This window comes from Streptomyces albiaxialis (genome assembly GCF_039530985.1).
Lineage (GTDB): Bacteria > Actinomycetota > Actinomycetes > Streptomycetales > Streptomycetaceae > Streptomyces > Streptomyces albiaxialis.
On the sequence record NZ_BAAAPE010000001.1, the window covers coordinates 191,175 to 210,761 of the forward strand.

The following is a 19,587-nucleotide window of genomic DNA, read 5'->3' on the forward strand; positions in this document are numbered from 1 at the left end:
CGCGGGCCGCGCCCGCTCACTCCCCCCTCCCGGCGGCCGCCGTGCCGGAGGCCCGGTCCAGCAGGCCCGTACGCGCGGCGAGGGCCGCGGCCTCCAGGCGCGAGCCCACGCCCAGCTTCATCAGCACCCGCTGCACATGCGTACGGGCGGTGCTCGGGGCGATGCCCATGCCAGCCGCGATCAGCCGGGTGTCCTCGCCCTCCGCGACCCGCACCAGGACCTCGACCTCGCGCGGCGTCAGCATCTGGAGCAGCCGCGCGCCCTCGTCGTCCGGCTCCGTCGCCGGATTGAGCAGCTCGGTGAAGGACTGCTGGAGGAGCTGCGGCGCCACGGCCGCCTCCCCCGCACGGGCCTTCACCATCGCCCGTTCGACACCCTCGATCCGCTCGTCGTGCCGTACATAGCCGGACGCCCCCGCCGCGAAGGCGGAGGCGATGCCGCGCGGGCTGGGCACCGGGCCGAGCACCACCACCGCGATCTGCGGTTTCTCTCTCTTGATCCTGACCACCGGGTCGAAGACGCCCGGCTCGGCCGGCGTCGCCGTGCCCAGCAGGCACACCTCCGGGGCCCGGTTGATCACCAGCTCGGCCGCGCCGCCACTCGGCGCCGCCGCGGCGAGCACGCGGTGGCCGCGGAGTTTCAGGGCCGAGGCCAGGGCCTCGGCGAGCAGGCGGTGGTCGTCGACCACCATGAGCCGCACGCTCATAGAGCTACCCCCCACAGTCCCGAAGGGTCGGCACCCCCCAGTCCCAACCCCTCTCCTGTTCCTGGAAGCTACACGGTCACCGACAGTTCCGCGCCCCTTACGAGGGGAAATCCCCTCGGGTCGGCGTGAACTCCCCGCCCCCGGAACGCGCGTGGGCCCGTCATGGCAACCATGACGGGCCCACGCGGAGTCCACAAGCGGAACGTCACCTACTGGCGCGCCCTCGCCCGCTTCCCTGTCTCACTCGGCGCCGAATCCGACGGCCAGCTTCGGCACGTCGTCGCCCACCGACGAACTCCGCTCCGAGATCAGCTTGTCGGAGAGGAACATCCGCTGACCGTCCCAGACGATCGGCTGGTCGACCGAGTACGAGCTGACGTTGATCGCCTGTTCGCCCTCGCCGACGTCGGAGACCGGCATCTTCAGGAGCCGCGTCTGCTTGCCCTTCTTCGGCTCGATCCGGACGATCTCGCCGCCCGAGTCGTACGACGGGAGCTTGTACGCGAGGACGTTCGGCCCCTGTGTCTTGAACGGGATGATCGCCCGCTTCTCACCGGCCGGGGACTTCCACTTGGCGCGGCCCGTGTTGAAGTCGAAGGCCATGACCTCGTTGGTCCTGCCGTAGTCGGACTGGCCGGAGTGCTCGGCGGTCGAGAGGTAGACCGTGTCCTGGTCGACGGCCATGCCGTAGCAGCCGTTGACCTCCAGCTCGCAGGGCTTGTTGTAGCGCTTGCCCATGGAGATCTTGGCCTTGAGCTTCTTGTCCTCGCCGACCGTGAAGATGTCACTGGTCAGCTCGTCGCCCGCGCCGGCGACCAGCACGACGGGGTCGGTCGAGGCGACCCGGACGTTCTTGGCGCCCTTGGGCATCTTGTACTTCCAGGTGGCCTTGCCCGTGTCCGGGTCGAGCTTCTGGACGGAGACCTGGGGGTTGTCCAGGTCGTTTCCGCACTCGACGACGGCGACCAGGGACTTGCCGCCCGCGTAGCCCACGTCACGGCAGGTGCTGGGCGTGGCGCTCCAGATCTTCTTGCCGGTCGAGATCTTGTACCCGGCGGAGCCGCCGATCCAGGCGGAGGCGACGGTGTCGCCGCTGATCGCGACGTTCTCGATGCTGCGGGTGTCCGAGTTGGGCATCGTCTTGTCCTGGACGATCTTGCCCTTGTTGACGTCGACGATGACCATGCGGGTGCAGTCGGCGCCGCTGGAGATCGTCTCCTGGACGACCATCGCGGCCATGCCGTCCTTGGTCGTCTCGTTCGACGCGGCGCAGACGCCGCCCTTGAGCGGCAGCTTGTACTTCTGCTTGTTGGTCGACAGGTCGATGCCGATCAGCGCGTTGACCGTGGACTTCGCGAAGACCTTGCCGGTGGACCAGGCGCCGACGACGCTGGTCACGTCCTTGACCTTGGGCGCGTCGATGTCGACGATCTGCTTGCCCTTGGTGCTCTTCGGCTTCGCGTTCGGGTCCGAGCCGCCGACGCCCTGCGAGGTGCCGCCCTTCTTGCCCTTGGACTCGTCCTTCTTGTCGCCGTCGTCGTCCTTCGTGAGGAAGAACACCGAGCCGCCCGCCACGAGCAGCACCGCGACGACGGCCGCGACGATCGCGATGATCTTGTTGTTGTTCCGCCCGGGCCCGCCGGGGCCCTGGCCCATCGGCTGCGTCGGGTACATCCCGGGCTGCTGGCCCATCGGCTGCCCGTACGGAGCGGGCTGGCCGGGCTGGCCCATGGGCGGCGTGGGCGCGCCGAAGCCGCCGGGCGGCGGGGTCTGCGGCGGCTGGCCGGGCGGGCCGGGCTGCTGCGGGTAGCCGTAACCACCGGGCGGTGCCTGCGGCGGCCCCTGGGGCGGCTGCGGCGGCTGGCCGGGCTGCTGCGGGTAGCCGTACGACGGCTGGCCCGGGCCCGGGGGCGGGCCCTGCGGGGGCTCCTGCGGCGCGCCGAAGCCGCCCGACGGCGGCTGATTCGGGGGCGGAGGCGGCTGCGACATGACAATCCCTCGTTACGGGCAGACCGAGCGCCCGGCACCTCAAACCCCCGTAGGGCCGAGCGAATCGGACATCATGGCCCACCATCGGCAGACTCTGAGCGGAAGTTCTTTCTACCATCGGACACCTCGGACCCAGGTCCCGGTTCCGTTACGTAGCGGTCACCCCGCCGGGCCCCGGCGCGTGCGGGGCGGCGGCGTGCCCGTATCCTCCGGCCCTCGGTGCCCGTCTCCTCCGGCCCTCAGGCCCCCTCGGAGTCCGCCAGCTCCAGCCAGCGCATCTCCAGCGACTCGCGCTGCTCGGCCAGCTCGCGCAGCGTCCCGTCGAGGCCCGCGACGCGCTCGAAGTCCGTCGCGTGCTCCGCCATCTCGGCGTGCAGCTTCGCCTCCTGCTGCTCGACCTTCTCCAACTGCCGTTCGATGCGCTGCATCTCCTTCTGCGCGGCGCGCGAGAGACCGGCGGGCTTGGCGGTCTTGGCGGACCCGGGCTCGGCGGCCTCCTTGGCCTTCGCCCTGGCCGCGGGAGACGGCGCCGCCACCTCGGCGGCCCGCGCCCGCTCGCGCCGCTCCAGGTACTCGTCGATGCCGCGCGGCAGCATCCGCAGCGTCTTGTCGCCGAGCAGCGCCAGCACCCGGTCCGTGGTCCGCTCGATGAAGAACCGGTCGTGCGAGATCACCACGAGCGAGCCCGCCCAGCCGTCGAGCAGGTCTTCGAGCTGGGTCAGCGTCTCGATGTCGAGATCGTTGGTGGGCTCGTCCAGGAAGAGGACGTTGGGCTCGTCCATCAGCAGCCGCAGGATCTGGAGCCGGCGCCGCTCACCGCCCGACAGGTCGCCCACCGGCGTCCACTGCTTCTCCTTGGCGAAGCCGAACCTCTCGCAGAGCTGCGAGGCCGTCATCTCGCGCCCCTTACCGAGATCGACGCGCTGCCGTACGGCCTCCACGGCCTCCAGCACCCGCAGCGCCGGGGCGAGTTCGGCGACCTCCTGCGAGAGATACGCGAGCTTGACCGTCTTGCCGACCTTCACGTGCCCGGCGGCGGGCTGCTTCTCGCCCTGCGAGTACGCGGCGTCGGCGAGCGCCCGCAGCAGCGAGGTCTTGCCCGCGCCGTTCACCCCGACCAGGCCGACGCGGTCGCCGGGCCCGAGCTGCCAGGTCAGATGCTTGAGCAGCACCTTGGGGCCCGCCTGGACGGTGACGTCCTCCAGGTCCAGCACGGTCTTGCCGAGCCGGGAGTTCGCGAAGCGCATCAGCTCCTGGCTGTCGCGCGGCGGCGGCTCGCCCTCGATCAGCGCGTTCGCGGCCTCGATACGGAAGCGGGGCTTGCTCGTACGCGCCGGGGCGCCGCGCCGCAGCCAGGCCAGCTCCTTGCGCATCAGGTTCTGCCGCTTGGTCTCCTCCTGCTGCGCGATGCGCTCGCGCTCGGCGCGCGAGAAGACGTAGTCCGAGTACCCGCCCTCGTACTCGTGGACGGCGCCGCGCTGCACGTCCCACATCCGCGTCGCGACCTGGTCCAGGAACCAGCGGTCGTGGGTCACGCAGACGAGCGCGGAGCGGCGGGTGCGCAGGTGGCCCGCGAGCCAGGCGATGCCCTCGACGTCGAGGTGGTTCGTCGGCTCGTCGAGGACGATCAGGTCCTGCTCGGAGATCAGCAGCTTGGCGAGCGCGATGCGCCGACGCTCGCCGCCGGAGAGGGGCCCGATGACGGTGTCCAGCCCCTGGTCGAAGCCGGGGAGGTCGAGCGAGCCGAACAGTCCGGTGAGGACGTCCCGGATGCGGGCGTTCCCGGCCCACTCGTGGTCGGCCATGTCGCCGACGACCTCGTGCCGCACGGTCGCGGCAGGGTCGAGCGAGTCGTGCTGGGTGAGCACGCCGAGGCGGAGACCGCCCTGGTGCGTGACGCGGCCCGTGTCCGGGGTCTCCAGCTTGGCCAGCAGCCGGATCAGGGTGGTCTTGCCGTCTCCGTTCCGGCCGACGACGCCGATACGGTCGCCCTCGCTCACCCCGAGCGACACACCGTCGAGCAGGGCACGAGTGCCGTACACCTTGTCGACGGCTTCCACATTGACGAGGTTGACTGCCATTTCTCTCCTGTACGGGGGGCCGGCGTCCAAGGGTAGGCCCGCCCACCCCATGCCGCGTCCCCGGCATGGTGCCCCACGAGGGCGCGGGGAACTGCGCGCCCGGCCACGACGCGGGCGCAGTCTGCGATGCGCGGTACGGGGCAGCCCGTACCCAGCCCTGATGTCCGGATGCCCGGCATGGGGGCCGCGCTTGCCAACCCTGCACCTTGCGCAGACCTGCCAAGCACAGTGGGGTGGAGCGGCTAGCTTCCGTGGAGCATCAGCGCGATCCCCCCGACCATGAGCGCGGAAGCGCCGATGCGGGGCCAGCCGAAACGCTCCTTGAAGAAGAGCGCCCCTATCGCGGCGCCCGCGATGATCGAGGACTCCCGCAGCGCGGCGACGGGCGCGAGCGGGGCCCGCGTCTGGGCCCAGAGGACGAGCCCGTACGCGACGACCGACAGCGCACCGCCCAGCAGGCCCCGCAGGGCAATCGGCCGCAGCTCCGCCACGAGCGCGCCACGGCGCGTGAACGCCGCGTACGCGGGGATCGCGAGCCCCTCCAGGATCATCAGCCACGCGATGTACCCGAGGGAGGTGCCGGAGGCCCGTACGCCGACGCCGTCGACGACCGTGTACGAGGCGATGGCCAGGCCCGTGCCGACGGCGGCGAGCAGCGCGGGCCAGTCGGGCGCCGAGCCCTTGCCGCGCAGGCCCCACAGGGCGACTCCCACCAGCCCCGTCGAGGCGAGCAGGACGCCCGCGAGCTGCCACGCGTCCGGCATCTCGTGGACGAAGACGGCCGCGAGCACGGTCACGACGAGCGGCGCGGTGCCCCGCGCGATCGGGTACATCTGCCCGAACTCGCCGAGGTGGAACGAGCGCATCAGCAGCATCTGGTAGACCACGTGCAGCACGGCGGAGGCCAGCAGCGCGGGCCAGGCCTCCGCGTCCGGCAGCGGCACGAAGCAGGCGAGCAGCGCGCCGCAGACCGCGCCGCCGGAGCCGACGAGGGTGAAGGCCAGCAACTGGTCCTTGATGCCGTGCGCGACCGCGTTCCAGCTCGCGTGCGTGAGCGCGGCGACGAGGACCGCGGCGACGACGAGCGGGGTCACGTGGCGGGCGTCGCGGCTTCGCGGACGTCCACGAGCGTGCCGCCCGCGTGCTCCACCAGCTCCTTCGGCGGCAGGGGGAAGACGGTGTGCGGGGTGCCCGCCGCCGCCCAGACGGTCTCGTGCGCGAGCAGCCCGCGGTCGGCGAGCACGCGCATCTCGGTGACGTGGCCGAAGGGGGGCACGCCGCCGATCGCGTACCCGGTCGCGGCCCGTACGGTCGCGGCGTTCGCGCGCTTCACGGTGGCGCCGAGGGCCTCGGAGACGCGGGCGACGTCGACGCGGGAGGAGCCGTCCATCAGCACGAGGACCGGCTCGCCGTCGGCCTCGAAGATCAGCGACTTCACGATCTGGCTCAGCTCGCAGCCGATCGCGTCGGCGGCCTCCTTGGCCGTACGGGTGGCGTCCGGGAAGCTCCTGACCTCGACGTCGGAGAGGCCGAGGGAGGCGAGGGCCTGGGCGAAGCGGGGGTGGGCGGCGGGGACTTGCGGGGCTTGCTCGGTCATGGCCGCGACGTTACCGCTAGGTGTACTAGCCACGCGACGCCGTTTCGGTTACCGGAACGCCGCCGGGGACACCGCCGGGAACGCGGAAGGGCGGACCGGCGTGACGCCGGTCCGCCCTTCCGGAGGAGCGAGGTGTCAGCCCGCCGCTTCGAGGACCTTGCGGACGACGGGGCCCGCGTTGTCGCCGCCGTGGCCGGAGGCCGGGACGACGGCGGCGGAGGCCACGTCGCCCCGGAACGCGGTGAACCACGCGTTCGGCTTCTTCTGCCCGTCGACCTCGGCGGAGCCCGTCTTGCCGCCGACGTCACCGCTGAGCCCGTTCAGCGCCTTGGCCGCCGTGCCGCTCTTCGCGGTGAGCTTCATCAGGGACTTGAGGTCCTTGGCGACGCCCGGCTTCATCGAGCGCGCGGCCTTGGCCAGCGAGCGCTTGTCGAGCGAGGCGGGGACGATCACCGGCTGCTTGAAGCTGCCGTTCTGCACCGTGGCGGCGACCGAGGCCATGGTGAGCGGGTTCATCCGCACGCCGCCCTGGCCGATGAGCGAGGACGCCATCTGGGCGTCGGACTGGACGGGGACGGAGCCGTCGAAGGTGCCGGTGCCCGTCTTCCAGTCGAGGCCGATGCCGAAGACGTCGCGGGCCTCCTTGGTGAGGTCGTCGTCCTTCAGCTTCTTGGCCTGGCTGATGAAGGCGGTGTTGCAGGAGCGGGCGAAGCTCTGCGCGAACGTGCCGTTCTTGATCTCGAACTTGTCGAGGTTCTGGAACTTCCAGCCGCCGTACGTCTCGTACTTGGGGCACGGGTGCGCCTTGCCCGGCGAGGCGAGGCCCTTGTCCAGCAGCATCGCGCTGGTGACGACCTTCATGGTGGAGCCGGGCGCCAGCGAGCCGCGCAGGGCGCTGTTGAAGCCCGTGGCCGGGGAGTTGGCGACGGCGAGGATCTCGCCGGTGCTGGGCTTGACGGCGACGACGGACGCCTTGGACTTGCCCTTGACCGCGTTCTCCGCGGCGGTCTGCGCCTTCTTGTCGAGCGTGGTCTTCAGCTCGCCCGGGGTGGGCTTGGAGAGCTGGCGCAGCGTGCCCTGGTTCTTGCCCTTGGCGTCGACGATCCGGGTCTGGACGCCGGAGGAGCCGTCGGTCTTGTCCCCGTAGCGCCTTCCCAGGTCGTCCAGGACGGCGCCGAGGGTGGGGTGGTCGGCCTTGGAGAGCGCGGCCCCGCTGCGGTCCACCGCCTTGATGGGCGGGGTGCCGGACTCGTCGGTCTTCACCGACTGGCCGTCCTTGAGCTTGGGGTGCAGCACCGAGGGCTTCCAGTCGACGACGGCCCTGCCGGTCTTCTTGTCGCGCACGACCTCCAGCGAGGAGCCGTAGTCGAGCTTGGCCTTCTTGCCCTTGTAGGAGATCTGCGCGGTGACCGCGTAGGGCACCTTGGGGCCCTGGGCGGAGCGCGGCGAGGTGAGGACCTTGGCGAAGCGGCCCTGCGTGCGGAGGCCCTTCAGCTCCTTGGCGGCCTGCGCCCTGTCGTCGGTGAGGCGGGCGGCCTTCTTGATGTCGCCGGAGGCCCAGGCGGCGAGGAAGTCCTTGGCGGTGGTGCGGATCTCCGCCGAGCTGGGCGGGCCCTTCTTGATCTCGCCGTCGGGCCCCTTGCCGTCGTCGGGCGCGGCGACGCTCCCCTTCGTCTTCTCCTCGCCCTCACCGCCGTCGCTCCCGACCAGGGCGTAGACGCCGACGCCGGTGAGCCCGACGACGGCGGCGGCCACCCCGCCGATCACGGCCATCTTCTGACTGTCACGCATTCGAGTCTCTGCCCCTCCGCCCCGCCCCGGCCGACATGGCCGAGGACCTGTGCGAGGCACCCTAGAGCACACCCGTCACGGCTCGTGTCCCGGTATGCCCGTTCAGCCCCGCTTCCTGGGGAAGTGCGTTCCGGGATTCACCGGTTCCGGGGGTTTGCGGCCCGAAGTGGAACCGGTACGGGAGTGCCCCGAGTTACCTCGGCCTTCTCACGAGACGAATGAAACGGCGCAGATGGTTCCGGATTTCGGGAGGAACTCTCAGATCCCGGTGCCGGGTCCGGCCCTCAGATCCAGGTGTCGAACCACATGCGCCGGCGCCACTCGTCCATCGGGATCGTCTGCCCGGTGTAGATGGGCCAGAAGTAGACGAAGTTCCACACGATGAGCAGCCCCAGGACGCCCACGGCGACCACGCCCGTCGTGCGGCGTCTGTCGCCCACGCCCGGCGGTCCGGCCAGCGCCCCCGCCGCCATCGCCAGGGCCAGGCAGAGGAACGGCAGGAACACCACCGCGTAGAAGAGGAAGATCGTGCGCTCCTGGTACATGAACCAGGGCAGGTAGCCCGCCGCGATGCCGCACAGGATCGCGCCCGCGCGCCAGTCGCGCCGGAAGAGCCAGCGGTAGACCACGTACAGCAGCGCCACGCACGCCGCCCACCACAGCACCGGTGTGCCCAGCGCGAGGACCTCGCGGGCGCAGCCCTCGCGGTCCGCGCAGCCGTCGCTGCCCGCCTTCGGCGACTCGTAGAAGTAGGAGACGGGGCGGCCCAGGACGAGCCAGCTCCACGGGTTGGACTGGTACGTGTGGTGCGAGGTGAGGCCGACGTGGAAGTCGTAGACCTCGCTCTCGTAGTGCCACAGGCTGCGGAGCGGGCCCGGCAGCCAGCCCCAGGGGCCCGCGGCGCCCTCCTTGGCCGCCCAGTCGCGGAAGTAGCCACCGGAGGTGGCGAACCAGCCCGACCACGAGGCGACGTACGTCACGAGCGCGACGACCGGCAGCGAGACGAAGGCGGGCAGCGCGTCCTTGCGGAGCATCGCGCGGAACGGGCGCGCGGCACCGGCCGTACGGCGCGCACCCATGTCCCACAGGACGGTGAGGACGCCGAACGCGGCGAGCACGTACAGCCCGTTCCACTTCGTCGCGAAGCCCAGGCCCAGGCAGAGGCCCGCCGCGATCCGCCAGGGGCGCCAGCCGAGCCCCAGCCGGGCGCCGGTCCACGCGTCGGGGCGCAGCTCGCCCGTACGCCCGTCCTCGTCGAGGGGCGGCAGCGAACGGGCCAGTCTCTCCCGGGTCTTGTCGCGGTCCACGAGGAGGCAGCCGAACGCGGCGAGCACCCAGAACATCAGCACCAGGTCGAGCAGCGCCGTGCGGCTCATCACGAAGTGCAGGCCGTCCACGGCCATCAGGCCGCCCGCCAGGCAGCCGAGCGCCGTCGAGCGGAACAGGCGCCGCCCGATCCGGCAGAGCATCAGCACCGACAGCGTGCCGAGCACCGCCGTCATGAACCGCCAGCCGAAGGGGTCGAGGCCGAACAGCCACTCCCCCGCACCGATGATCCACTTCCCGACGGGCGGATGGACGACGTACGAGCCCTCCGGGGAGAGGGGGATGTGCTGGGGGTCGGCGAGGATCTTCTCGTTCGCCTTCTCCGGCCAGGTGCCCTCGTAGCCGTACTGCCACAGGGACCAGGCGTCCTTGGCGTAGTACGTCTCGTCGAATATCACCGCGTGCGGCGAGCCGAGCTGCCAGAAGCGCAGCACCCCGGCGACGAGCGCGATCAGCAGCGGGCCGCCCCACGCCGACCACCGCAGCAGCTTCGCGGCGGTCCCGGGCGCGAGGCCGAACACCGCGGGCAGCCGTGGATCCGGCTTCGGGAACGGGGGTTCCAGCCGGTCACGGACCCCTGGCCGGGGCCGCGCCGCGTAGCCGAAGCGGCGCAGTCTCGTCTGCCAGGGGGGCAGCCCTTCCTGGTCTCCGCCGCTCTGCCGGCGGTCGGGGTCCGCCACGGTGTCACTCGTCGTCACGCGGGCCATCGTAGGGACCGCCGCCCGCGCGCGCTGGGCGGCGTACGGCGGCGGGGCCGCGCGCCGGGCCGGTGCTGGGACGATGGGGAGGTGACTGGAACCCTCGTGCTCGCCGGAACACCCATCGGCGACCCCTCGGACGCCCCGCCCCGCCTGGCCACCGAACTCGGCGCCGCCGACATCGTCGCCGCCGAGGACACCCGCCGCCTGCGGCGCCTCGCGCAGGCGCTGGGCGCCGAGCCGAAGGGGCGGATCGTCTCCTACTTCGAGGGCAACGAGGCGGCGCGCACGCCGGAGCTGGCGGAGGCGCTGGAAAACGGTGCCAGGGTCGTACTGGTGACGGACGCCGGGATGCCCTCGGTGTCGGATCCCGGCTACCGCCTCGTCGCCGCCGCCGTGGAGCGCGGCGTGCGGGTCACCGCCGTCCCGGGCCCCTCGGCGGTGCTGACGGCGCTGGCGCTGTCGGGGCTGCCGGTGGACCGGTTCTGCTTCGAGGGCTTCGCGCCGCGCAAGCAGGGCGAGCGGCTCACCAGGCTGCGCGAGGTCGCGGACGAGCGGCGCACCCTCGTCTGGTTCGAGTCGCCGCACCGGCTGGAGGCCACGCTCGCCGCGATGGCCGAGGTCTTCGGCGCCGGGCGCCCCGCGGCCGTGTGCCGGGAGCTGACCAAGACGTACGAGGAGGTCAAGCGCGGCCCCCTCGGGGAGCTGGCGGAGTGGGCCGCGAGGGACGTCCGGGGCGAGATCACGATCGTGGTGCGGGGCGCCGAGCCGCCCGAGCCCGGCGCGCTGGACGCGGCCGAGCTGGCCCGGAGGGTCGCGGTGCGCGAGGAGGCGGGCGAGCGGCGCAAGGAGGCCATCGCCGAGGTCGCGCGGGAGGCGGGGGTACCCAAGCGGGAGGTCTTCGACGCGGTGGTGGCCGCGAAAAATACGCGCTCCTGACAGCCGCCCCTATGCCGACCTGCGGGTAAAGGACTAACGTAAAAAAGCAAAGCCGAGGCCTACATCCTCCGCTTCTTGGATACGCAGGAACAAAATCTGGCCCAATAAAGGGAAAGGGACCTGCGTTCCCGCCGGAGAAGGAGTCCACTGAGAAGTGGGCGTACCGCCCGGAGAGAGGAGCTGCCATGAAGCACGCCAGCAGCGGCACGGTTCACGAAGCGTACTCGTTCGCCTGCATGAAGTGCGGTTTCGGCTGGGAGCAGGACTACGAGATACGGCACCTGGAATACGCGGACGGGCGCCCGTTGATCGTGTATTACGCGGACGGAGAGCGCGTTCCCTCTCCGCTCACGCATCCCACGTGCCGCAATTGCGAGGGGCACGTCGTGAGGATCATGCGCTCCGGTCGTGTTTCGCTGGCAGAGGCGGCACTTCCGCACCACTGACCGCACTTCGCATGTGACGGCGGGGGCGCCTTATCATCGCGGGTATGCCGTCGGACAGTTCAGCGCCCCCGCTTCCCGAGCCGCTCCGCGTTCCCGTCGCGGACTCGCACACGCACCTCGACATGCAGGACCCCTCCGTGGAGGAGGCCCTGGCCGCCGCCGCGTCGGTGGGAGTGACGACGGTGGTGCAGGTCGGCTGCGATCTGGAGCGCTCGCGCTGGGCGGCGGAGACGGCCGCCGCGCACGAGGCCGTGCACGCGGCCGTCGCGCTCCACCCCAACGAGGCGCCGCGCCTGCCCGGCCCGGAACTGGACGAGGCCCTCGCCGGGATCGAGAAGCTGGCCGCGCTGCCGCAGGTGCTGGCCGTCGGCGAGACGGGCCTCGACTACTTCCGCACCGGCGAGGACGGCGTCGCCGCGCAGCAGCGCTCGTTCCGCGAGCACATCGCCATCGCCAAGCGGCAGGACAAGGCCCTCGTCATCCACGACCGGGACGCGCACGCGGACGTGCTGCGGATCCTCGACGAGGAGGGCGCGCCCGAGCGCACCGTCTTCCACTGCTACTCCGGCGACGCGGAGATGGCCGAACTGTGCGCGGCGAAGGGCTATTTCATGTCCTTCGCCGGGAACGTCACGTTCAAGAACGCCCAGCCGCTGCGCGAGGCGCTCGCGGTCGCGCCGCCCGAGCTGGTGCTGGTCGAGACGGACGCCCCGTTCCTGACGCCGATGCCGTACCGCGGTCGGCCTAACGCGCCGTATCTCGTTCCGGTCACGCTCCGGGCCATGGCCGCCACGAAGGGGATGACGGAAGACGCGCTGGCCGGGCACGTCGCGGCCAACACGGCGCGCGCCTTCGGCTACCGGGCCCCCTAGGGCCCCTCTAGCGCTCGCGACACAGAGTGGTCAAGCCGCTTTGGAGCGTGACCGCTCGCTCCGCTACAGTCCCCGCCCGCCGGGCCTGTCCGACAGGCTCTCAACGGCCGGAGCGCTTGGAGTGACGTCGTGAGCCAGTCGCAGGAGAGCGTGGGGACGGCACTGCAGCCGCCGCCCCACGAGGACTACGAGGAACACGTCCCCTACGACTACGGCTACGACTACGACCGCGATCCGTACGCGTCCCCGCACCCGGCCCCGTACGGCTCCCCCGGGGCCGAGGAGACCCCGGAGCCCCTCGTCCCCCGGCAGGCCGCCGCCGCCCGGCCGTTCCTCGCCACGGCGGACGGCGGCCGGGCGGCGGCGCGCCGGGCCGCGCGCTCCCGGCGCACCTCGGAGCGCCCGGAGATGCTGCGCCGCCTGCTGCCGCAGGCGCTGGTCGTCGCGTTCCTGGCGGGCGGCACCTCGGCGTTCGTGGCCTACGACAAGTCCGTCACGCTCGACGTCGAGGGCGATCCCCGGACCCTGCACACCTTCGCGGGCGATGTCGAGGAGCTGCTGGAGGACGAGGGCGTCGAGCTGGGCCGGCACGACGTGGTCTCCCCCGGCCGCACCGCCGACCTCGCGGACGGCGACGAGATCGACATCCGCTACGGGCGCCCCGTCCGCCTCACCCTCGACGGCCACCGGCACACGGTGTGGACGACGGCCCGCACGGTGGACGGCGCGCTGCGCGAGCTGGGGGTGCGCGCCGAGGGCGCGCGGCTCTCGGCTCCCCGCTCCGCGCCGATCGGCCGGACCGGCACCGACCTGGAGGTGTGGACCGAGCGCGGCGTCACGTTCCTCGCCGACAGCCGCGAGCACCGGGTGCGCACCAACGCCCCCACGGTCGAGCAGGCGCTGCGCGAGGCCGGGCTCGAACTCCGCAACGACGACACCACGTCCGTCCCCCTCGACTCCTTCCCGCGCGACGGCCAGACCGTGACCGTCATGCGGATCACCGGCTCCGAGCAGGTCCGCGAACAGCGCATCCCGTACGAGACGGAGCGCCGCGACGACCCCGGTCTCCAGGAGGGCACCGAGGTCGTCGCGCGGCACGGCAAGCCGGGCCTGCGGCAGATCACCTACCGGGTCCGCACCGTCAACGGCGTCAGGCAGAAGCCGCGCCGCCTGGGCTCCGAGGTCGTCCGCGCGCCCCAGACCGAGGTCATCAAGGTCGGCACCAAGAAGCTCCCCGACACCGTCGAGGGTGCCGAGGGCCTCGACTGGGGCGCCCTCGCCCAGTGCGAGTCCGGCGGCGACCCGCGCTCCGTGGACGCCTCGGGCACATACGGCGGGCTCTACCAGTTCGACAGCCAGACCTGGCAGAGCCTCGGCGGCTCGGGCCGCCCGCAGGACGCGCCCGCGGCGGAGCAGACGATGCGCGCGAAGAAGCTCTACGTCTCCCGGGGCGCGAGTCCGTGGCCGGTGTGCGGCCGTAAACTGCAGCGGTGAACTCAGCCCCCTCCCCCGACCCCGCCGGCACGGGCGCGCTGCTCGGGCCCGCCGACGTGCGTGAGCTGGCCGGCGCGCTCGGCGTGCGGCCCACCAAGCAGCGCGGGCAGAACTTCGTGATCGACGCGAACACCGTGCGGCGGATCGTGCGCACCGCGGGCGTGCGGCCCGACGACGTCGTGCTGGAGGTCGGTCCCGGGCTCGGCTCGCTGACGCTGGCGCTGCTGGAGAGCGCGGAGCGGGTGACGGCCATCGAGATCGACGACGTGCTCGCCGAGGCGCTGCCCGCGACCGTGCGGGCGCGGCTGCCCGAGCGCGCCGACCGCTTCGCGCTCGTGCACGCCGACGCGCTGCGGGTGACCGAGCTGCCGGGCCCGGAGCCCACCGCGCTCGTGGCCAACCTGCCGTACAACGTGGCCGTTCCGGTGCTGCTGCACCTGCTCGCCGGCTTCCCCTCCCTCGAGCGGACGCTGGTGATGGTGCAGTCGGAGGTCGCCGACCGGCTCGCCGCCGCGCCCGGCTCGAAGGTGTACGGGGTGCCGTCGGTCAAGGCCGCCTGGTACTGCGAGGTGAAGCGGGCGGGCGCGATCGGGCGGAACGTCTTCTGGCCCGCGCCGAACGTGGACTCCGGCCTGGTCTCGCTCGTACGGCGCGAGCGGCCGGTCGCGACGAGCGCGAGCAGGGACGAGGTCTTCGCCGTCGTGGACGCGGCGTTCGCGCAGCGCCGCAAGACGCTGCGCGCGGCGCTCGCCGGATGGGCGGGCTCGGCGGCCGGGGCCGAGGAGGCGCTGACGGGCGCCGGGATCGACCCCAGGGCGCGCGGCGAGGCGCTGACCGTCGAGGAGTTCGCGGCCGTCGCGGAACACAGGCCGAAGAGGGAAGGGGACGGCGCGTGAGCACCGGCGTCACCGTACGGGTACCGGCGAAGGTCAACGTCCAGTTGGCGGTGGGCGGCCGCCGCCCCGACGGCTTCCACGACCTGGCCAACGTCTTCCTCGCCGTCGGCCTCTACGACGAGGTGACCGCGACCCCCGACGACACGCTCGGCCTGACCGCCGAGGGGCCGGGAACGGACCTGATCCCGCTCGACGGGAGCAACCTCGCGGCGCGTGCCGCCCGGCTGCTCGCCGGGCGGCACGGGATCGAGCCGCGCGTCCGGCTGCACATCGCCAAGGACATCCCCGTCGCGGGCGGCATGGCCGGCGGCAGCGCCGACGCGGCGGGCGCGCTGCTGGCCTGCGACGCGCTCTGGGGCACCCGCACCCCGTACGAGGAACTCCTCGCGCTCTGCGCCGAGCTGGGCTCCGACGTGCCCTTCAGCCTCGCGGGCGGCGCCGCGCTCGGCCGGGGGCGGGGCGAGCTGCTGACGCCGCTGGAGACGGGCGGGGAGTTCCACTGGGTCTTCGCCGTCGCGGACGGCGGGCTGTCCACCCCGGACGTCTACCGCGAGTGCGACCGGCTGCGCGAGGCCGCGGGCCTGGGCGCCACGGTGGACGACGTGCCCGACCCGGAGCCCTCCCCCGCGCTGCTCGACGCGCTGCGCACGGGCGACGCCCCGGCCCTCGCCGCCGCGCTCACCAACGACCTGCAGCCCGCCGCCGTCTCGCTGCGCCCCTCGCTGGCGCGGACGCTGCAGGCGGGCCTCGCCGCGGGCGCCCTGGCCTCGCTGGTCTCGGGCTCGGGCCCGACCTGCGCGTTCCTGGTCAAGGACGCGGAGTCCGGCGCGAGGACGGCCGAGGCGCTACGGGCCTCCGGCACCTGCCGTGCGGCCCGTAGCGCCGTCGCCCCCGCGCCGGGGGCCTCTCTCGTCTGACCCTCACCCGGTCCGGCTTCGCGGAGGGGGCCGTTCCGGCCGGCCGGGTGAGGGGGCTCGGGATTCCTCGGGCCTGCGCTCTCAGTGGGTGAGGGCGGCCTGGAGGTCGGACTGCCAGTAGGTGACGAAGGCCTTCTCGCCGAGCTTCGTGCCCTGCGGCAGGGAGATGTCCACGGGGGTGCCGACGGAGCCCTTGGGCGACTTGCCGGCGAAGTGGACCTCGACGTTGCTGACGTCCCGCAGCCCGTCGCTCTCGTCGGCGCCCGACAGGCCGATCGCCGCGTAGGCCGACTCGCCGGGCTCGACGCCGACGACGGACTGCGGCTGGGACTCCTCCAGGATCCGGGTCGGCGCCTGCGCCTCGTCGAAGCGGAGCAGGGGCGCTGAGAAGGCGTCGCAGCGCTCGCTGCTGTTGTTGGTGATCTTGAGGACGAGGTGGTTCACCGGGCGGCTGACCTTCTGGATCGTGGCCTTGGAGTTGTCGCCGGAGCAGGGGTCGCCCTTCGTCGCGCCGTCGCCGCCCGCGAGGGTCCCCTGCGCGTCGCCGCTCTTGCCGTCCTCCCCGTCACCGCCCGCGAGGGTGCCCGGCTGGTCGCCGCTCTTACCGTCCTCGCCGTCGCCGCCCGCGTTGGTGCCCGCGTTGGAGGACTGGTCGTGGGAGCCGCCGGACCCCCCGGAGGAGCCCGAGGACCCGTCCGAGGCGGGTGCGGAGGAGGAGGGCTTGTCGCCGGAGCTGCCACCGCCCGCGGTGTCGTCGTCCTGGCACGCCGTCAGCGAGAGCGCCGCGGCGAGCGCGGTGACGGCGAACAGGGTGTGCTTACGGTGTGATCGGACGGCGCGCATGTCGAAGGGCCCCCTGGGGTTGCGTGGTGAGGTGTGGAACGCCCGGCGCGTCAGGAGCGGAGCGCTCGGCGCCGCGGCGTGATCACCACGTTCGCCGGGCGGCGCCCCAAGACGCAACGCCCGACGGCCCTTTGGGGACACTGGAACGGGTAAACCCCCTGTGACCTGCGGAAACACGGCCGCCTGGAATGCACTTCTGGGACGCGTGGGATGCTGGGGGCATGACACCGGACCAGGAGGGGGACTCCCTGGCGGCGCTGCTGCGGGAGTTGAAGGAGCGGTCGGGCCAGAGCTACGGCGCGCTGGCGAAGCGGCTCCACATGAGTACGTCCACGCTGCACCGCTACTGCAACGGCGACGCCGTACCGACGGAGTTCGCGCCCGTCGACCGCCTCGGGCGGCTGTGCGGCGCGAAGCAGGACGAGCTGGTCGAGCTGCACCGCCGCTGGATCCTGGCGGACGCGTCGCGGTCGGCCAGGAAGAAGGAGGGCGGCGCCGCTTCGGCCCCGCCTGCGGGGTCCGGGTCCTCTGAGGCAGCCGGGACGCCCGAGGAGCCCAAGGCGTCCGAGGCGCCCAAGAAACCCGAGGCGCCCGGGGCGCCCAAGGCGGCCGAGGCCACCACGGCCCTTCCGGTGGTGCCCCCGGAGGCCGCGCGCAGCACACCGCCCCCGAAACCCGCCGCCCCCTCACCGGACCCGGCCGGACGGCCCTCGGACGACGCCCGCCAGCTCCCCCTCACCAGCACCAAGCCCCCCGCCGCCGGGGCCGGGAGGAAGAGCCGCAGACGTCCGGCCCTCATCGGCGCGGCGACCGCGCTCGTCGTCGTGCTCGCCGTGAGCGTGACGAACGGCCTCATCGGCGGCGACGGCGACTCCTCGGGGGACCGGGCCGCCGCCCGGGACGGCGGGGGCGGCTCCTCGGCCGGACCGTCGGACTCCGGTTCCGACAAGGGGAAGGGCAAGGAGAAGGGGAAGGACGGCAAGGACGGCGACAAGTCGCCCGGCGCGGGCGGCGGCGACGGGAAGCAGGGCGCGCCCGGCAAGGGCGGCGGGACCGGCGGTTCGGACGAGGCCCCGCTGTCGGTGAGCCTCAGCGACAGCGTCTGGAACGAGAAGAACTGCCTCCAGTCCTTCCTCATCGACCGGGAGCCGGAGCAGGTGGGCGAGTTCACCGGTGACTCCACGACCGCCTGGGCCCGGGGCTTCGGGGGCGTGGACGCGAAGAACTCCAACATCGGCGCCATCGTCCAGGGCAAGAGCGACCAGAAGGTGGTCCTGAAGGCCCTGCGCGCGAAGGTCGTCAGCCGCGGCCCGGCCCTCAAGTGGAACCACTACGACTCCGCCAGCGGCTGCGGCAGCGGCGCCCTGGTCCCGGCCTCGTACGACATCGCGCTCGACAACGCCGCCCCTCAGGTCAGGCCGGTGCCGGGCGAGCAGCAGGGGAAGCCCACGCCGGCGAAGCCGTTCCCGCGCACGATCACGGCGAACGACCCGGAGGCGCTGGCGGTCCAGGCAGAGACCGCGAACTGCGACTGCCGCTGGTACATGGAGCTGGACTGGAGCAGCGGCGACCGGAGCGGAACGATCCGCATCGACGACGGCGGGCGCCCGTTCCGCACGAGCGCCGTGGCCACCAAGAACCGCTACACCTTCAGCAACAAGCCGCCGTACTGGGTGCTCACCAAGCCGGACGGGTCGGTCGCGGAGCAGCCGGGCCGGCCTGAGCAGCCGGACCAGCCGTCCGAAGAGCCCTCAGAAGAGCCTGCGGCCGGGGGTCGTTAGTCACCGACTTGTGCATCGTGCCGGTGACGTAGGCGAAGGAGATGCCCGACTCGGGGTCGGCGAAGCCCAGCGAGCCGCCCCGGCCCGGGTGTCCGAAGGAGCCGGGTCCGAGCATGGGCGCGGCCGGGCCGTGCAGCATGAAGCCCAGCCCGAAGCGGGTGTTGACGACGAGGACGCGGTCGGGCCCGGCCGACTCCTCCGAGCGGGCCTGCGTGAGGGTGGCCGGGGTGAAGAGCCTGGGTCCGCCGTCCGGCAGGGGCCCGGTCAGCGCCGCGTAGAAGCGGGAGAGCGCGCGGGCCGTGCCGATGCCGGCGGAGCCGGGGAGCCCGGCGGCGCGGTAGGCGGGCGCGTTCTCGTCGGCCGCGGGGTCGATCGCGCCGAAGGCCCGGCGGGTGAGCGAGGCCGGGTCGGCGTAGGCGTCGACGACCGACTGCCGGGGCCGCAGGCGCAGTCCGCCGCGCTCGGGCTCGGGCGTGGGCACGTACGCGATACGGGCCACGCGCGGAGCCTGGGACTCCGGCAGGCCCAGCCACAGGTCGAGGCCGAGGGGCCGGGCTATCTCGTCGGCGAACCAGCGGCCGAGGGTGCGGCTGCCGCCGGTCACGCGCCGCACGAGTTCCGCCAGGAGCCAGCTATAGGTGTGCGGGTGGTAGCCGTGGCCGGTGCCGGGCGTCCACTCGGGCGCCTGGGCCTCCAGGGCCCGCGCCCCGCTGGAGCCGTCCACAGCCTGCACCGGGGTGAGCGGGGTGTCGAGCACCGGCAGCCCGCCGCGGTGCGAGAGCAGGTGCCGCACGAGCAGCCGGTCCTTGCCGTGGGCCTTGAACTCCGGCCAGTACGTGCCGACGGGCGCGTCCAGGTCGAGCTGGCCGCGCTGGTGCAGCAGATGCAGCACGGCGGCGGCCGGGCCCTTGGTCGCGGAGTGCAGCACGACGGCGGTGTCCTCGCGCCAGGGCGGTGACGCCGGGTTCTCGGGGTCGGTGACGCCGCCCCACAGATCGACGACCTTCCGCCCGTGTCGGTGCACGGCCACGGCTGCGCCGGTCTCGCCCCGTTCCCCGAAGTTCCGCACGAAGGCGTCCCGTACCGGCTCGTAGCCCTCCGCCACCGTGCCGTGGACGCTCACCGTGCCGTGGACGGTCCCGGTCTCGACCTCTGCCACGCTTCCTTCGCTCCTGTCCGACTTCGCGCGTCTTCTGACCGCGTGTGCTGTC

15 protein-coding genes and 1 pseudogene are annotated in these 19,587 nt (G+C 72.9%); 7 read left to right on the forward strand and 9 right to left on the reverse strand.

Annotation, left to right across the window (positions count from 1 at the left end; genetic code table 11):
• Positions 1-16 precede the first annotated feature (16 nt).
• From ABD343_RS00855 to ABD343_RS00885, 7 genes are all read right to left on the reverse strand, one after another.
• A complete protein-coding gene (locus tag ABD343_RS00855; protein WP_344522871.1) occupies positions 17-706 on the reverse strand; it encodes a helix-turn-helix transcriptional regulator in 690 nt (229 codons plus the stop codon).
• Positions 707-946: 240 nt separating this feature from the next.
• The gene (locus ABD343_RS00860; protein WP_344522873.1) at positions 947-2,695 is read right to left on the reverse strand and encodes an outer membrane protein assembly factor BamB family protein; all 1,749 of its coding nucleotides are present in this window, start codon (positions 2,693-2,695) and stop codon (positions 947-949) included.
• Between the two features lie 239 nt (positions 2,696-2,934).
• Positions 2,935-4,776, reverse strand: a complete 1,842-nt coding sequence (locus ABD343_RS00865; protein WP_344522875.1) for an ABC-F family ATP-binding cassette domain-containing protein — start codon at positions 4,774-4,776, stop codon at positions 2,935-2,937.
• Between the two features lie 242 nt (positions 4,777-5,018).
• On the reverse strand, positions 5,019-5,870 hold the full coding sequence (locus ABD343_RS00870; RefSeq protein WP_344522877.1) for an EamA family transporter: 852 nt from the start codon (positions 5,868-5,870) through the stop codon (positions 5,019-5,021).
• Positions 5,867-6,373 (reverse strand): YbaK/EbsC family protein, encoded by a 507-nt coding sequence (locus ABD343_RS00875; RefSeq protein ID WP_344522879.1) that lies wholly within the window; start codon positions 6,371-6,373, stop codon positions 5,867-5,869. Before ABD343_RS00875 ends, ABD343_RS00870 begins: the two co-directional genes overlap by 4 nt.
• Before the next feature lie 135 nt (positions 6,374-6,508).
• Entirely contained in the window at positions 6,509-8,164 is a 1,656-nt protein-coding gene (locus tag ABD343_RS00880) for a penicillin-binding transpeptidase domain-containing protein (protein ID WP_344522881.1), read from the reverse strand.
• Positions 8,165-8,448: 284 nt separating this feature from the next.
• Positions 8,449-10,197, reverse strand: coding sequence for a dolichyl-phosphate-mannose--protein mannosyltransferase (locus ABD343_RS00885; RefSeq protein ID WP_344522883.1), 1,749 nt, complete (start codon positions 10,195-10,197; stop codon positions 8,449-8,451).
• A gap of 81 nt (positions 10,198-10,278) precedes the next feature.
• Between ABD343_RS00885 and rsmI the strand changes: the two genes are divergently transcribed.
• From rsmI to ABD343_RS00915, 6 genes and pseudogenes are all read left to right on the forward strand, one after another.
• A complete protein-coding gene (rsmI, locus tag ABD343_RS00890; protein WP_344522885.1) occupies positions 10,279-11,127 on the forward strand; it encodes a 16S rRNA (cytidine(1402)-2'-O)-methyltransferase in 849 nt (282 codons plus the stop codon).
• Positions 11,128-11,312: 185 nt separating this feature from the next.
• Positions 11,313-11,543, forward strand: a pseudogene (locus ABD343_RS00895) (hypothetical protein); the annotation flags it as partial.
• 74 nt (positions 11,544-11,617) lie between these two features.
• A complete protein-coding gene (locus ABD343_RS00900) occupies positions 11,618-12,445 on the forward strand; it encodes a TatD family hydrolase (protein WP_344522887.1) in 828 nt (275 codons plus the stop codon).
• A 129-nt stretch (positions 12,446-12,574) separates the two neighbouring features.
• Complete coding sequence (locus ABD343_RS00905) at positions 12,575-13,939, forward strand: resuscitation-promoting factor (protein WP_344522889.1); 1,365 nt, start codon at positions 12,575-12,577, stop codon at positions 13,937-13,939.
• Positions 13,936-14,835: a 16S rRNA (adenine(1518)-N(6)/adenine(1519)-N(6))-dimethyltransferase RsmA gene (rsmA, locus tag ABD343_RS00910; protein ID WP_344522891.1), complete on the forward strand. Its 900-nt coding sequence runs from the start codon at positions 13,936-13,938 to the stop codon at positions 14,833-14,835. The genes ABD343_RS00905 and rsmA overlap by 4 nt, the downstream gene beginning before the upstream one ends.
• Positions 14,832-15,752, forward strand: coding sequence for a 4-(cytidine 5'-diphospho)-2-C-methyl-D-erythritol kinase (locus tag ABD343_RS00915; protein ID WP_344522893.1), 921 nt, complete (start codon positions 14,832-14,834; stop codon positions 15,750-15,752). The genes rsmA and ABD343_RS00915 overlap by 4 nt, the downstream gene beginning before the upstream one ends.
• Positions 15,753-15,833: 81 nt before the next feature.
• On the opposite strand, the gene ABD343_RS00920 is transcribed toward ABD343_RS00915, so the two are convergent.
• A complete protein-coding gene (locus ABD343_RS00920) occupies positions 15,834-16,595 on the reverse strand; it encodes a DUF4232 domain-containing protein (RefSeq protein WP_344522895.1) in 762 nt (253 codons plus the stop codon).
• A 221-nt stretch (positions 16,596-16,816) separates the two neighbouring features.
• On the opposite strand from ABD343_RS00920, the gene ABD343_RS00925 reads away from it, so the two are divergent.
• Positions 16,817-18,376: a helix-turn-helix domain-containing protein gene (locus ABD343_RS00925; RefSeq protein WP_344522897.1), complete on the forward strand. Its 1,560-nt coding sequence runs from the start codon at positions 16,817-16,819 to the stop codon at positions 18,374-18,376.
• On the opposite strand, the gene ABD343_RS00930 is transcribed toward ABD343_RS00925, so the two are convergent.
• Entirely contained in the window at positions 18,273-19,535 is a 1,263-nt protein-coding gene (locus ABD343_RS00930) for a serine hydrolase domain-containing protein (RefSeq protein WP_344522899.1), read from the reverse strand. The two genes, ABD343_RS00925 and ABD343_RS00930, sit on opposite strands and share 104 nt — an antisense overlap.
• Between the last annotated feature and the right edge of the window lie 52 nt (positions 19,536-19,587).